This is a genomic window from Pseudopontixanthobacter vadosimaris (genome assembly GCF_012979275.1).
GTDB lineage: Bacteria > Pseudomonadota > Alphaproteobacteria > Sphingomonadales > Sphingomonadaceae > Pseudopontixanthobacter > Pseudopontixanthobacter vadosimaris.
In genome coordinates, this window is sequence record NZ_JABASZ010000040.1 from 108825 (window position 1) to 122615 (window position 13791).

Here is a 13791-nt window from a genome sequence, read left to right on the forward strand (position 1 = left end):
AAACCGTTCGCTTGCCCGCCACTGGACAGCGCCGCCAAGTGCTGCAAAGCCGCGAATTCGTGACCGCCAGCAGCAGAAAGTGCCTTCCATTGCCCGATAGATTGATGCTCCAGATTGCCGATCTCGAGGTGGATGTGCTAACCGGCATCTATTCGGAAGAAACCGGCAAGCCGCAGCCGCTGCGAATCTCCATCGATGCGGAGATGCAGATTGCCGACCGCTACCTGCCCGATACGCCGCTGGACGCCAGCAAGAATTACATGGACCTGAAATTCGCCGCGCGTGAAGCTCTGCCGCCCGCTACGCATTTCAAGCTGATCGAGGCGGTGGCCGACCATATCTGCGAAACGCTGTTCCTGCAGGACCTGCGGGTGCAGGCCGTCACGGTGAAGATCGTGAAGCTGGCGATTGCGGAAGAAAATGAAAAGATCGGCATCACCCTGCGCCGGGAACGGCGCTGAATGGGAGAACAGGTCGTTCTGAAGGTCGGGGGGCTTGCGCCGCATGCCATCGAAGCGGCGGCGGCTTTCCATCTCGAATGGATGCCGCAGGCTCTGGCGCTGCTGAAAAACGCACCTGCCTTGCTGCTGCAAATGCCGGGGGCGCCTTACGATCACGACGACTGGCGCAGGGCCGCCATACGCGACCTTGCCCGGCGATCCACCCCGCACCGCGTCAACATGATCGCCGGCGGCGACGCTGCGGCCATCGCCTCGGCGATCCGTTTCCTGAGCGATGCGCCCGGCGTGACCGGCCAGTTGCTGAAGCTTGCGGGAACGACTGCGGACGCCTAGCTTTGTGGCATCATGAGCGAAATGCGCCAAACCGCGAAATCATCGGCCACAGACCGTCCCGCCCCGCTCGTAGACGCGTTCGCGCGGCATATCACCTATCTTCGGCTGTCGGTCACTGATCGCTGCGATCTGCGCTGCACCTATTGCATGCCCGAAAAGATGCAGTTCCTGCCGCGAAACGAGGTGCTCACCCTGGATGAACTGCACCATCTGGCACTGGGGTTCATCGACCGCGGCATCCGCAGGATCCGCCTGACAGGCGGCGAACCGCTGGTCCGGCGCGACATGATGGACCTTGTCCGCGCCCTGGGCCGCAGGCTTGGCGAAGGGCTGGACGAGCTGACGCTGACCACCAATGGAACGCAGCTTGCCGAACATGCGTCTGCGCTGGCCGATGCGGGCGTGGAGCGGGTGAACGTGTCGCTCGACACAATCGACCCGGCGCTGTTCAAGCGTCTGACGCGGCGCGACCGGCTGGAACAGGTGCTTGCCGGCATCGCCGCCGCGCGCGCCGCCGGATTGAAGGTCAAGCTCAACACCGTGGCGCTGAAAGGGCTGAACGAGATCGAACTTCCCGATCTGATCGGCTGGGCGCATGGCGAGGGACATGAGATCACATTGATCGAAGTCATGCCGCTGGGCGAGGTGGATGGCGACCGGATGGATCATTATCTGCCGCTGTCGGCTGTGCGTGACCGGCTCGAGGCGCGCTGGACCCTGCGGTCGAGCAGCTATCGCACGGGCGGCCCCGCGCGCTATTTCGACGTGGAGGAAACCGGCGGCAGGCTCGGCCTCATCACGCCGCTGACGCAGAATTTCTGCGAAGGCTGCAATCGGATCCGCGTGACCACCACCGGGCAGCTCTACCCCTGCCTCGGCGGCGGCGAACAGGTGGATCTGCGGGCGGCCATCCGCTCGGCCGACCCGGAAGGCGCGCTGGATGACGCTCTCGATCAGGCGATGCGGATAAAGCCTGCCCGCCACGCCTTCCGCATCGATGCGCATGGGCAGCGCCCCGCGCAGCCCCGGCACATGTCCATGACCGGCGGCTGACGAATGGCGGTCAGGATCCTGTTTCTGGGGCCGTTACAAGACCTCGCCGGTGCGGCCGAGCGCATGGTCGAGGGGCCGCTCGACTGGCCCGGTCTGATTCGCGCGGTTGGGCCTGCCGTTGCGGCGCAGCTGCAGGACGAGAAGGTGAATGTGGCCTGCGCCGGCGAATTGCTGATGGACAGGAGCGCCCTGTCTGCACGGGACGGCGATGAAATCGCGCTGCTGCCCCCGGTGAGCGGCGGCTGAATCGGTGATCGACGCCCGATTGCTGGAGAAAGGATTTTCGGCCGGGCAGGCGCTGGCGCATTTCGCACGTGCCAATCCCGATAGCGGCGGGATCGCCAGCTTCGTCGGGAAAGTGCGGCCGGACGGCGATGTAAAGGCGTTGCACCTCACGCATTACCCGCCACTGACGCTGCCGGGCATGGAAGAACTGGCACGAAAGGCGATGGAGCGATTCGCGCTCGAAGGCATTCTGGCGTGGCATCGCATCGGTTTTCTTCGGCCCGGCGCGCCGATCGTGCTGGTCGCTGCGGCGGCGCGGCACCGGCGGGACAGCCTGGCGGCGGTGGATTTCACGATGGACCATCTGAAGAGCGCGGCATGGTTCTGGAAGCGCGAGAAGCGCGATGATGGCTGGCACTGGATTGCACCGCGCGGGCAGGATCATGCGGACCTGGCGCGGTGGGATTAGAGGCGGATGCGCGCGCGCAGTTCCTGCAGGATGCGATCCTCCTCGGCTACAAGAGCGATGACAATATCCCGCGCCTGCGCCACCTGCTCGATCTCCTGGAAGGCGAGGGTGCTGTCGACATAGAGGATATCGAGATCGCCAAGCGGCACCGATGTTGCGCTCCGTTTGCTGTCGAGATCGGCAAGAGCCACCTGCGCCGCCGCCCAGGCGTCCGACGTCACGCCGCCATTGGCACCCGCCGCCACTGCGCGCCGCGCGGAAGGTACGGCGGCCCGGAAGGCGGCATGGGATTCGCGCGCAGTCGCCACCAGGCCGCCGAGGCGATTTTCTGCTGCCGTGGCGAGAGGGGCAGGCCGGGGGGCTTGTATGTCTGTCGTCACGGGCTCGAAACTGCCTTCGGCGCGTTCTGCATCGCGCAGGGCCAGCGAGGGATAGCGCCCGTCGCTGGCGCATCCCGCCACCAGGGCGGCCAGAACAAGCGTCAGCGAAACGCGCGCGGTACCCCGGTCACAAGCAGGGAATTGCCGGTTATGGTTGCCATCACGCATCATCGGGCACGTCATAGCAGCACCGGTTCCGCTTGCCAGCCCGATGTGCGGAAAACGGCGTTTCGCAGAGGGCAAGCGTTGACTTCGAATGCGTTCTCCCTTAACGGCAGCCATCTTTCCGGTTGTCCGCAAATCGCGGGCAGTCCGGCGCGCCGTTTCGTCACTGGAACGCAGGCGGGGCGGCACAGCAATTGATTAAGGGTAATGGCACCATGTTCGCAGTAGTGCGCACGGGCGGCAAGCAGTATCGGGTAGCCGCCGGAGACAAGATCGCAGTCGAAAAGCTCGCCGGTGACGCCGGCGATACGGTCAATCTGGGCGATGTCCTGCTGGCCGGCGAAGGCGACAGCATGCAGGATGCGTCGAAGGTGACCGTTTCTGCCGAGATCATCGCCCAGGCGAAAAGCGACAAGGTGACGGTTTTCAAGAAGCGTCGCCGTCATAATTACCGCCGCAAGGCCGGCCATCGGCAGCAGATGACACTTCTGCGTATCACTGCCGTCGGCGGCGACAAGCTTGCAGCGAAGACAGCATCCCCCGCCGTGGCGGCGGACCAGAAGTAAGAGGTAGAGCGCAATGGCACATAAGAAAGCAGGCGGTTCATCCCGCAATGGCCGCGATTCGGCCGGCCGGCGCCTTGGCGTGAAGAAGTTCGGCAGCGAAGAAGTCATCGGCGGCAACATCATCGTTCGCCAGCGCGGCACGAAATATTACCCCGGTTCAAACGTCGGCATGGGCCGCGATCACACGCTTTTCGCGCTGATCGAAGGGCGTGTCCGCTTCCATTCTGGCAAGCTGGGCCGGAAATATGTTTCGGTCGACGCGGCGGCGCGGGCTGCTGAGTAAGGTTTACTGACGCGGCTGCCGGAAGCGGAAGCCTGTGCCGGAAAAATGTTTCGGCTGAAGAGGGAAACGGGATCGCTTGAAGAGCGCCTCCCGTTTCCCTCTTGTCGTTTGATTTACCCGCAAGATGAGATTTTAGTCATCTCCGTGCCGCGAATCTTTCACGATCCGGCGGCATTTGCGTTGAGGGCACAGGAGAATGCGACGATATTCCACCGCGACCGAAACCTGTTCCTGCGCCCGGCGTGACCGGAAGATCGCGACGTCCTGCTAAACGAAATTGGTGCCGTGCAGCCGGTCGATGCCGCTGCACCCTCCTGGCCGCTCATACGCGCCGATGCCATCGCCTTCGCCGGTGGGCGTCGCCTCGCGGCGGGATGAAAGCGGATGAATGCGAATCGGGTGATGGATCGGCAAAGCTCACTGCCGCGAAGGGCGTGCGACTGAATTGGCGGATGCCATGCTGTCGATCGCCCGGATGCTCGGTCATTCATGGCGTGCCTGTCTGCTGGTCCGGCTCGGCTTCGTGGCGCAGGGCGCGGCTACGGCGTCAGGAGGGGCGTTGTCGGGCCAGCAGGCAGCGACACTGTTCGAGATCGACCTGGCCGCTGGCAGGGAAGCGCATGCCGCCTGACCGGGCCGCCCGCGCCTGCCCGCCGGCAGCCTTACTCCGCAGGCAGCAAGGCATCCTCGAATGAACCTTCGTACTGGTTGATCAGCGCACGGTCGTCATGGTTCCACGGATGAAATCCGGGCAGGAAATATGCACACCACTGGGGAACGATGCGGCGCAGAAAGCCCGGCTTCCAGAACAGATAGGCGGCGATCTTCGCCTTCCATCTCCATCCGGTCAGCCCATCCTGCTCCAGCAGCTTCGCCATTTCCTGCATTCGGTGGATCACGAAACGCTGCGATACGATGAGCATCAACAGGCTTTTCACGCGCCAGCGACGAAACCGGCTCCAGTCGCGCGTCGCATGCAGCCAGGTATCGTAGGCGACGCCCTTGTGCTCGACCTCTTCCGCCGAATGCCAGCGCCACAAATCGCCGAGTTCCCCTTCGGCGCCCTTCAGATGGACAGGATCGGCCAGCAATTCGTGGCCCAGCATGGCGGTGAAATGTTCCAGGGCCATGGTCGCGGCCAGATTGACATAGGCCGGCCGGCCCCTGGTGAGCGCCAGCATCTCCTCGACCCGGCGATCAATGAAGGAAATGTCATATCCGGACCGTTCGGCCTGTTTGTTGAATACGATATGTTCGCGGGTGTGGTTGATTTCCTGTTTGACGAAAGCGCGGATTTCCGCCGCCAGACGGGGCGGGGCACCTTCGCGATTGGCCTTGACGGAGTCAACGAAGAAAGCCTCGCCGCGAGGAAAGGTCGCCGAAAGCGCGTTGAACCACGCGGTCGCCACCGGGTCGCCATTCAGCCACCAGCGGCCCGTTTCGCCATCGCGCGCAAAGCGCCGGTCGCGGATGTTCAGTTCCAGGTCGTCGGGCGTGGGCGAGCCGGCGTAAGTGTCTATCGGTGCCGGCGCGAATTTGGCTGGTGCGTTCATGATCATTCCGAAAAGATTGCCTGTTAAGAAAAACTAACCACTACTTACACTAATGTCAATAAGCATCGTTGCAAAAGCATTCTGATGGAGTAAAGCGCCGCTACCCTCATCATTCAGAGGGCCCGGCAAGGACAAGGACGTTCATGGCGACCCGAAAGCGCCTCTCTCCCGAGGAATCCCGCACCGCCGCGCTGGAGGCGGCGCGGGGTCTGCTGATCGAGGCCGGGCCGCAAGCCGTGACATTGAAGGCGGTTTCTGCGCGCGTCGGGCGGACCCATGCCAATCTGCTCCACCATTTCGGCTCCGCGTCGGGATTGCAGAAGGCGTTGGCGCAGCATCTGGCGCAGACCGTCTGCGTCACCATTCGCGAGGCTGTGGAAGCGAGCCGCGCGGGTTTCGGCAGCCCCCGGGAGGTCGTCGACCTGACGTTCGATGCATTCGATCGCGAAGGAGCGGGTGCGCTTGCCAGCTGGATGATCCTGACCGGGAACGAGGATGCGCTCGATCCGATCGTGGAAGCCATTCACGCGCTGGTGGACGAGTTGGCAGCGGATGATGCGATCCCGCCACGGGGTGCGGCGACAGTGCATGAACAGACGCTCACTCTCGTTCTTCTGGCGTTGGGCGATGCGCTGATGGGCAGGGCGCTGGCGAAATCGCTAGGCCTGCCCGCCGGCGCCGCGCGGGACCGGGCGGAACGGCTGCTGACCGAAGACATGCCCGACATGCTTGGGATGCCGGCACCCGGCTGAAATGCGGTGGTCAGTTGCTGGCCGGTTTTTCCGGGCGCATCCAATCAGGCACGAATTCCGGCTGGATCGCTTCCACCCGAAGATGATCGACCGCCAGATCCAGGGCAGGGTAGGCCAGCTTCTGCCGTTTTTCCTCAGACCGGGACAGGGGCACCACCACCACCCGCCGATTGACCTTCTGCCGCCAATTCATCCGCGCGGTGTTTTCCTGCCCGATATAACAGCCCTTCGAAAAGCTGACGCCGTTCAGTTCCGTCGCATTGGCCTCCAGCCACAGGATATTGCCGATTTCGGCCTGCCCTTCGGCCACGCCACAGGACAGGCGATGCTGCCTGTAAGGATCGGAAACATCGCGTTCTCCGCCTTCCGCTTCGCCTACACGGCGCCAGCCAAGGTCCGGCAGCCGCGGGTCGGGCGTGGCACCATCCTCACGCTCGGCGGACCAGAAAACAACCAGCGCCGGGTCGCGTTCGATCGTCAATTTGCGGCGCAGGCGGTAGAGCGACAGCCGTTTCGCCAGATCGTCGGCAGCAGCCTGCTCGCAATCGATCAGCAGCGAATCGCCAGGACCTTGCCAGACGAAAAAATCGAACAGCGTCTTTCCCTGCGGCGACAGCAAGCCGGCCCAGACCGGCAGATCGCCCGACACATCATTCGTGACCAGCCCCTGCAAAAACGCGGCGGCGTCCTCCTTCTCATCCTGAGGAGTGATGCGAATGATCGCGCGGTCGAACAGTCTGCCGGATGTCATGCGCTGAATCTGGGTCTGGCGGATCACGTTTCAAGGCAGCGGGTCTGGTGCATCTTCGGTAGCGACGGTAGAGCGGGGCGCATGACACAGCAGCAGACCATCACCATCCGCCGCCCGGACGACTGGCATGTCCATCTTCGCGACGGAGTGATGATGCAGGGCGTTCTCGGCTTTACGGCGCGGCAATTCGCCCGCGCCATCGTGATGCCCAATCTGTCGCCTCCCGTTGCGGACGTGGCGGCGGCGCAGTCCTATCGCGAGCGGATCCTGGCGGCGCTGCCGGAGGGCCGCAGCTTTCAGCCGCTGATGACCTGTTATCTGACCGACGACAGCGACCCTGCTGAAATAGCGCGGGGATTTGCCGCCGGGATCTTCACCGCAGCCAAGCTGTACCCCGCCAATGCCACCACGAATTCCGCGCAAGGCGTTACGGCAGTTCGCAACATCATGCCGGTGCTGGAACGGATGCAGCAGACCGGCATGCCACTGCTCGTGCATGGCGAGGTGACCGATCACGAGGTCGATATCTTCGATCGGGAAGCGGTGTTCATCGAGCGTATCCTGGACAAGCTGGTGCGCGACCTGCCGGATCTGAAGATCGTGTTTGAACACATCACGACCAGCGAAGCCGTGCAATTCGTGCAGTCGGCGGGGCCGAAAATTGCGGCGACGATCACGCCGCAGCATTTGCAGATCAACCGCAACGCCATTCTGGCAGGCGGCTTGCGGCCGCATTTCTACTGCCTGCCCGTGGCCAAGCGCGAGGAGCACCGGATCGCGCTTCGCAAGGCTGCGATATCGGGATCGCCAAAATTCTTTCTGGGCACCGACAGTGCGCCGCATGAACGCGGTGCCAAGGAATCCTCCTGCGGCTGCGCCGGTATTTTCAACGCACCGCATGCGCTGGAAAGCTATGCCGCCGTATTCGACGAAGAGAATGCGCTCGATCGGCTGGAAGCCTTCGCTTCCGAATTCGGGCCGCGATTTTACGGCCTGCCGCTGAACGAAGGTACCGTGACGCTGCAACGCGCTGAAGTGCAGGTACCCGAATCGCTGACCATCGCGGGTGGAGAAATCGTGCCCTATCATGCGGGCCAGGTGATCGGCTGGCGGTTGGTGGAGTGATGCTTACCGCCTGAGCGGTCTGGCGGCCCGGTCGCGGCGGGACCAGAGATCCCAGATGAAGATCGCCGCCGCCGTCCAGATCAGGATGAAGCAGGCCAGTTGCACCAGCTTCAGTTCCTCGTCGAACACGGTCAGCCCCAGGATGAAGACGATTGTCGGCGCCAGGAACTGGATGAAGCCCAGGGTGGAATAGCTCATCCGCCGCGCCGCGATGGCGAACAGCAGCAGCGGAAAAGCGGTGAGCGCACCGCCCGCGCCGATCAGCAGCGTCAATGTCAGCGAATCGTCGATGGCCGACCCCTGCGGGCTGGCGGCAAACCACCAGGCGATACCAGCCGCCGGCAGCAGGAGAATGGCCGATTCGATCGTCAGGCCGGGAAGGGAGCCGACATCAACCTGTTTGCGCAGCAAGCCATAAGTGCCGAAGCTGAGCGCGAGGGTGAGGCTGATCCACAGCGTCGTCAGGGCACCGCCGAGCAGCAGGGCAACGCCCGCCGCAGCCAGCGCCACCGCAATCCATTGCGCGCGCGACAATTTCTCCTTCAGCAGGATCGTGCCGAGCAGGACATTCACCAGCGGGTTGATGTAATAGCCGAGGCTGGCCGCATAGACGTAATTCTTCTGGATCGCCCAGACATAGACCAGCCAGTTCAGACCGATGAGCACAGCGCTCGCCGTCAGCGTGAGCACGACCCGCCGGTTACGCAAGGCGCGCAGCACATCGGCGGCCTGACGGCGGAACGCCACGATAATCAGGCAGATGGGCAGGGTGAAGATGATCCGCCAGCCAACGAATTCCACCGCCGGGACCGAGCGCACCAGGACCAGATAGAGCGGCAGGAAGCCCCAGATGACATAGGCGCCCAGCGCGGCCCCGAGGCCGGAGGGCGGGGGCGTGTTCTCATCCGTCTCCATCGCCGTTGCGCCTAGGCAAAGGATGAACATACGGCAACCACTATCGGCTGGCGACATCTTCTTGCGCGCAGCCGGTCGGCCAAAGAAACTCGCTTCGTCGCAAAATTCACAAAAGTCCGATGCGTTGCTGCCTGTTCAGGAAAAGCAGCCTAAGACTGAACAAATCGAACGGGCGTCACTCACCCAGTCGCAGCAAACGCCAGAAAAAAGGATAGAACGATGACCCCATCCATCATCAAGAAAGCAGCCTTCGCCATCGTCATGACCGGCGCCCTGCCCGCGCTTGCCATGATCGCGCCCGCGCAGGCCGCCGTTTCTTTTAATGCAGCACCTGTCGCCCAGGCCGCAGCCTTTGGCGACCTGACGTTCGATCATGGGCGCAAGCGTGGCCATTACAAGCAGGACCGCCGCGACCGGTATGACGATTATCGCCGCAGCAACTATTCGGATTACGATCGCTATGGCGACCCGGTCCGCCGCGATACGCGGGTGTGGCGCGGTGATAACGGCCGGTATTATTGCCAGAAGAAGAACGGCACGACCGGTCTTCTTATCGGCGGTGCAGCCGGAGCCCTTGCCGGACGCGAGATTGCCGGCCGCGGTGATCGGACGCTGGGCGCGATCCTCGGTGCGGCAGGCGGGGCACTGCTGGGGCGCGAAGTGGATCGCGGCGGTTCGCGCTGCCGCTGATCCAGCCTGTAGTTTCACTTTGGCCGCCATCGCCGGCGGTCAGGCACGGCACCCACCAGGCCGTGAAGAGCGGCTCTCGCTTCGGCGGGGGTCGTTCTTGATTCCGGCTTCGGCAGATCTGCTATGGCGCAGGTAACGTCTGCGCTGTTCCTCATCCCCTTTCGGGACAGGGATGCATAATGGTCGCATTCCGAGGGGACTTTGCCGCGATCTTCGTGCACACCGGTCACACATAAAGATCGGATCGTAGCGAATTGCGGAGAATACCAATGGCCCGAAAAGCAGCCGTCACCCCGGCCATGCGCGACAGCATGCATCGTCGTTTCGGTGCGGGATACCTGCTTCTGTCCACCGCCTTGCTGGCCGGGTGCGGCAATGAGGACGATCCGAACGCTGGCGCGTTCGACGACGGTGCGGTGATGGTCGACCCCGAATTGGTGGGCGAGGATTCGTCCTCTCTTGCACTGTCCCCGCAGCAGCGCGGTTCGCAGCAGGTCGCGGCGGCGCGGCAGGAGGCTGCGGCGCTGGTCGGCGGTGCGGACCAGCTGCGCCCGGCGCCCCCCGCGCGGGAATATGGCGCCCGGGTGCCGGACGATTCCGCTCTGACGGCGGCAGCGCGCAGCGCCGTGAAGCCCGGAGGCGCGAATTGCACCGAGAAGGTGGCCTATTCTTCTGCCTGGGCCGCCCGTCTGCCTGCCGCGTTCCCGGTCTATCCGCGCGGTGCCACGCAGGAGGCTGCCGGAACCGACGAGGGCGCCTGCTCGCTCCGCGTCGTCAGTTTCCTGACGCCGGTTTCCATCGATGATGTGCTGGCCTTCTACGCCACCAGGGCGCGAACGAATGGTTACGGGGCGGAACAGATCCGGCAGGACGGCGATTCGGTGCTCAGCGGGAACAAGGGCGCTGCGTCCTATGTCGTCTATGCCCGGCCGGCTGGCGAAGGCACCACGGAAGTTGACCTCGTCACCAGTGGAAGCTGAAGCGTAGAAGGGTGACCAGTCAGTTTCCGCCGGTCACCCGTCGCGGAACCCGACCCCGACGCTGGCGCGCGGCTGGTCCATTTCGGTGCTGGCGACGGGATAGGCGCAATAATCGGCGGCATAGAAGGCGGCCGGCCGGTGATTGCCCGACAGGCCGATCCCGCCGAAAGGCTGCTTCGACGATGCGCCGTTGGTCGGGCGGTTCCAGTTGACGATCCCGGCGCGGATGCTGGCCCAGAAACGGTTGTAATCCTGCGGCGTGCCGCCGATCAGCGAAGCGGAGAGGCCGAAGCGCGTGTTGTTCGCTTCCGCGATCCCTTCGTCGAAACTGTCGACCTTGATCACCTGCAGCAGCGGGCCGAACAATTCGACGTCGGGGCGGTCTTCCAGCCGGGTGGTATCGATAATCGCCGGTGACACGAAGGGCAGATCGTCGTCGGGGCGCTTCATGTGCTTGATCGCCCTGCCGCCGTTTGACAGCAGATAGAGGAAGCTTTCGGTCAGCTGGTCGGCAGCAAGATTGTCGATAACCGGCCCCATGAAGGGGGCAGGGTCGGCGAAGGGTTCGTCAAAGATGATGCGATCCGCCAGCCGCTTCACCTCGTCTATGATCGCGTCGTACATGCTGGCCTTGACGATCAGCCGCCGCGCGGCGGTGCAGCGCTGGCCGGCGGTGGTGAAAGCCGATTGGACAATAGTGACGGCAGCATCCTGTATCTTGGGCGTGTCCAGCACCAGAATGGCGTTGTTGCCGCCCATTTCCAGGGCGACGATCTTGCCGGGGTTGCTGGCCAGCTTCTTGTTGATAGCAATTCCTGCCTGCGCCGATCCGGTGAACAGCACCCCGTCGATGTCGCGGTGGGCAACCAGATCCTTGCCTTCCTGCGGTCCGCCGATCAGCAGTTGCACGACCGCTGCTGGCACACCGGCGCGGTGGAAGCAGCCGAGCAGGAATTCACCCACCGCCGGAGTCTTCTCGCTCGGCTTGAAGATGACGGCATTGCCGGCGATCAGAGCGGGGACGATGTGCCCGTTGGGCAGATGCGCCGGGAAATTATAGGGGCCGAGCACCGCCATCACCCCATGCGGCTTGTGCCGGACCGCCGCCGATCCGCCGAGCGCGCTGTCCAGCTTTTTCTGCCCGGTACGTTCGGCATAGGAGGTGATCGAGATCTCGACCTTGGCGATCACCGCTTCGACCTCGGTACGCGATTCCCACAAGGGCTTGCCGGTTTCGCGCGAAATCAGTTCGGCAAAGGCATCGCTCGTCTTGCGGACCTCGTTGGCAAATCGGCGCACCAGTTCGATCCGCGTCGCGAGCGGTCTTGCGGCCCATTCCGGCCACGCGCGCCGCGCAAGGTCGACGGTTTCGCCGACGTCGCCCGCCGCTCCTCGCCACAGTTCCTTGCCGGTCGCAGCCTCGTACGAAATGATCTCGTTAGCAGCCAAGATGTCCCTCAAATCTCAAATATGGTCAGGCATTGCAGGTGCCGCATCCCGTGCCCGGCGGCGGGAAACGGATTGCCACCATGGCACGGCGGACAGGCTCGTTACAGAGATAATCCATGCGCGTTCCACCCTCGCTGAAGCCTTGGCCTTGCAGCGGTTCAGACTCGGGCACCGGAGCACGCCGATGCGGGCGGAGCACCGAGTGCAGCACCCAAGGCGCGTATATCCTCGATCTTGCGATACAGGGGCTGCCAGTCGTCACGTTCGGCAATAGGTGCCCAAAGCGCCTCGACTTCCTCGATATGCAGCGAGGGTGCTTCGCCGGACCAGAGATCCGAATCCGGTCCATGCATGGCAACTGCGTCCCGGTCTGCCAGCGCGTCGGCCAGATCGCCTGTCGCATTGCGCCCGCCGCGATAGTAAAAGAAGAATCGGTCCGGCGACATCTGCTCTGCCCGCATCGCGGCGACGCTTTGCTCGATCAGATGCGTATCCGCTTCGGTGCCGGAGGATGCCACACCCAGCCGCCAGCACCAGCGCCGCTGCATCGCTGTTTCGAACAGGGGAACGAAGCGGTCGAGCGCCGCGATCAGCGGCGGGGCGTCCGCTACCAGCCGCAGGGCTATGGCCAACTGCCCGCAGTTCCAGTGCATCGCTTCGGGCTGCCGTCCAAAGGCATAGAGCGACTGGTGATCGAAATAGGCGGCGGTGAAGCCCGGATCCCATCGCGGTGCGAAACGCCACGGTCCGTAATCGAAGCTTTCACCCGAGATATTGATATTGTCGGTATTGAGCACGCCGTGAACGAACCCTGCGACCATCCATGCCGCCGCCAAGTCGGCGCAGCGTTCGACCACCTGGTGCAGCAGGATGATCGCGGGTTCATCGCATCCCGGCGCGTCGTCCGGCGGCAGCGATCCGGGGAATTGCTGAAGGCAATAGGCGATCAGCGCCTGCATATGCGCCGCCTCGTCCAGCGCGGCGAGGCGCTGGAAGGTGCCGATCCTGATATGCCCGTGCGACAAACGCACCATGACGGCGGAGCGGGTGGGCGACGGTTCGTCGCCGCGGTGCAGTTCCTCCCCCGTTTCGATGACCGAGAAGGTCTTGCTGGTATCGACGCCCAGCGCCTCCAGCATCTCCGTCGCCAGGATCTCGCGCATGGCGCCTTTCAGCGTCAGCCGCCCGTCCGCCGTGCGGCTGTAGGGCGTGCGCCCCGAACCCTTGGTGCCGAGGTCGAGCAACCGGCCCGCTCCGTCGCGAAGCTGCGCGAACAGGAAGCCGCGTCCGTCGCCCAGTTCCGGGTTATAGGTGCGGAACTGATGGCCGTGATATCTCAGCGCCAGCGGGGTCTGCAGATTATCCCGCAGCGGCTCGAAACCGGCGAAGTGGCTGGCCCAATTTGCATCGTCCATCCCTCCGAGCCCCACCGCATCGGCCCAGCGCTCGTTCCGGAAGCGCACGACATGCTTCGGGAACCGGGCTGGTTCGACAGCGTCGCCCAGCCAGTCCGCCAGGGCGAGGATTTCAGGGGCAGGGCGATAGGGGGCGGGTTGCGGTTCGGTTCGCATCACGCGATAATGGGTATGCGCCGGCGGCATGGCAAGCCGGCGCATCCTGTTCCTGTGGCCCCCGCGCGGG

At 63.9% G+C, this 13791-nt stretch carries 18 protein-coding genes; 12 read left to right on the forward strand and 6 right to left on the reverse strand.

Annotation, left to right across the window (positions count from 1 at the left end):
- Positions 1-89: 89 nt before the first annotated feature.
- The 5 genes from HG250_RS11370 to HG250_RS11390 are packed head-to-tail and all read left to right on the forward strand — an operon-like array spanning position 90 to position 2541.
- On the forward strand, positions 90-461 hold the full coding sequence (locus HG250_RS11370; RefSeq protein WP_170005431.1) for a dihydroneopterin aldolase: 372 nt from the start codon (positions 90-92) through the stop codon (positions 459-461).
- The gene (locus tag HG250_RS11375) at positions 462-794 is read left to right on the forward strand and encodes a Rossmann fold domain-containing protein (RefSeq protein ID WP_170005432.1); all 333 of its coding nucleotides are present in this window, start codon (positions 462-464) and stop codon (positions 792-794) included.
- A 12-nt stretch (positions 795-806) separates the two neighbouring features.
- On the forward strand, positions 807-1847 hold the full coding sequence (gene moaA, locus HG250_RS11380; RefSeq protein WP_240957092.1) for a GTP 3',8-cyclase MoaA: 1041 nt from the start codon (positions 807-809) through the stop codon (positions 1845-1847).
- Between the two features lie 3 nt (positions 1848-1850).
- Positions 1851-2093 (forward strand): MoaD/ThiS family protein, encoded by a 243-nt coding sequence (locus HG250_RS11385; RefSeq protein ID WP_170005433.1) that lies wholly within the window; start codon positions 1851-1853, stop codon positions 2091-2093.
- A gap of 4 nt (positions 2094-2097) precedes the next feature.
- The gene (locus HG250_RS11390; RefSeq protein WP_170005434.1) at positions 2098-2541 is read left to right on the forward strand and encodes a molybdenum cofactor biosynthesis protein MoaE; all 444 of its coding nucleotides are present in this window, start codon (positions 2098-2100) and stop codon (positions 2539-2541) included.
- Here HG250_RS11390 and HG250_RS11395 read toward each other — a convergent pair.
- The gene (locus HG250_RS11395; RefSeq protein WP_170005435.1) at positions 2538-3092 is read right to left on the reverse strand and encodes a hypothetical protein; all 555 of its coding nucleotides are present in this window, start codon (positions 3090-3092) and stop codon (positions 2538-2540) included. The two genes, HG250_RS11390 and HG250_RS11395, sit on opposite strands and share 4 nt — an antisense overlap.
- Positions 3093-3301: 209 nt before the next feature.
- Between HG250_RS11395 and rplU the strand changes: the two genes are divergently transcribed.
- The 3 genes from rplU (at position 3302) to HG250_RS11410 (ending at position 4566) form a co-directional block, all read left to right on the forward strand.
- Complete coding sequence (rplU, locus tag HG250_RS11400) at positions 3302-3652, forward strand: 50S ribosomal protein L21 (protein WP_170005436.1); 351 nt, start codon at positions 3302-3304, stop codon at positions 3650-3652.
- A gap of 13 nt (positions 3653-3665) precedes the next feature.
- On the forward strand, positions 3666-3935 hold the full coding sequence (gene rpmA / locus HG250_RS11405; RefSeq protein WP_170005437.1) for a 50S ribosomal protein L27: 270 nt from the start codon (positions 3666-3668) through the stop codon (positions 3933-3935).
- A gap of 457 nt (positions 3936-4392) precedes the next feature.
- Complete coding sequence (locus HG250_RS11410; RefSeq protein WP_170005438.1) at positions 4393-4566, forward strand: hypothetical protein; 174 nt, start codon at positions 4393-4395, stop codon at positions 4564-4566.
- 31 nt (positions 4567-4597) lie between these two features.
- Here the strand turns inward: HG250_RS11410 and HG250_RS11415 are convergent, their stop codons facing one another.
- The gene (locus tag HG250_RS11415; protein ID WP_170005439.1) at positions 4598-5488 is read right to left on the reverse strand and encodes a metal-dependent hydrolase; all 891 of its coding nucleotides are present in this window, start codon (positions 5486-5488) and stop codon (positions 4598-4600) included.
- A gap of 143 nt (positions 5489-5631) precedes the next feature.
- On the opposite strand from HG250_RS11415, the gene HG250_RS11420 reads away from it, so the two are divergent.
- Positions 5632-6240 (forward strand): TetR/AcrR family transcriptional regulator, encoded by a 609-nt coding sequence (locus tag HG250_RS11420; RefSeq protein ID WP_170005440.1) that lies wholly within the window; start codon positions 5632-5634, stop codon positions 6238-6240.
- Positions 6241-6250: 10 nt separating this feature from the next.
- Here the strand turns inward: HG250_RS11420 and ygfZ are convergent, their stop codons facing one another.
- Positions 6251-6991 carry a CAF17-like 4Fe-4S cluster assembly/insertion protein YgfZ gene (ygfZ, locus tag HG250_RS11425; protein ID WP_170005441.1) on the reverse strand — a complete coding sequence of 247 codons (741 nt, stop codon included), beginning with the start codon at positions 6989-6991 and terminating at the stop codon, positions 6251-6253.
- Between the two features lie 81 nt (positions 6992-7072).
- Here ygfZ and pyrC point away from each other — a divergent pair, with 81 nt between their 5' ends.
- The gene (gene pyrC / locus HG250_RS11430) at positions 7073-8116 is read left to right on the forward strand and encodes a dihydroorotase (RefSeq protein ID WP_170005442.1); all 1044 of its coding nucleotides are present in this window, start codon (positions 7073-7075) and stop codon (positions 8114-8116) included.
- A gap of 3 nt (positions 8117-8119) precedes the next feature.
- Here the strand turns inward: pyrC and rarD are convergent, their stop codons facing one another.
- Complete coding sequence (gene rarD, locus HG250_RS11435) at positions 8120-9031, reverse strand: EamA family transporter RarD (protein ID WP_170005443.1); 912 nt, start codon at positions 9029-9031, stop codon at positions 8120-8122.
- A 219-nt stretch (positions 9032-9250) separates the two neighbouring features.
- Between rarD and HG250_RS11440 the strand changes: the two genes are divergently transcribed.
- Together HG250_RS11440 and HG250_RS11445 are read left to right on the forward strand one after the other, a co-directional pair.
- On the forward strand, positions 9251-9721 hold the full coding sequence (locus HG250_RS11440) for a glycine zipper 2TM domain-containing protein (RefSeq protein ID WP_240957093.1): 471 nt from the start codon (positions 9251-9253) through the stop codon (positions 9719-9721).
- Positions 9722-9990: 269 nt separating this feature from the next.
- Positions 9991-10701, forward strand: a complete 711-nt coding sequence (locus tag HG250_RS11445; protein WP_240957094.1) for a hypothetical protein — start codon at positions 9991-9993, stop codon at positions 10699-10701.
- Between the two features lie 33 nt (positions 10702-10734).
- Here HG250_RS11445 and astD read toward each other — a convergent pair whose 3' ends face one another.
- Together astD and HG250_RS11455 are read right to left on the reverse strand one after the other, a co-directional pair.
- Complete coding sequence (gene astD, locus HG250_RS11450) at positions 10735-12150, reverse strand: succinylglutamate-semialdehyde dehydrogenase (protein WP_170005444.1); 1416 nt, start codon at positions 12148-12150, stop codon at positions 10735-10737.
- A 158-nt stretch (positions 12151-12308) separates the two neighbouring features.
- The gene (locus HG250_RS11455) at positions 12309-13721 is read right to left on the reverse strand and encodes a protein adenylyltransferase SelO family protein (protein ID WP_170005445.1); all 1413 of its coding nucleotides are present in this window, start codon (positions 13719-13721) and stop codon (positions 12309-12311) included.
- Positions 13722-13791: the final 70 nt, after the last annotated feature.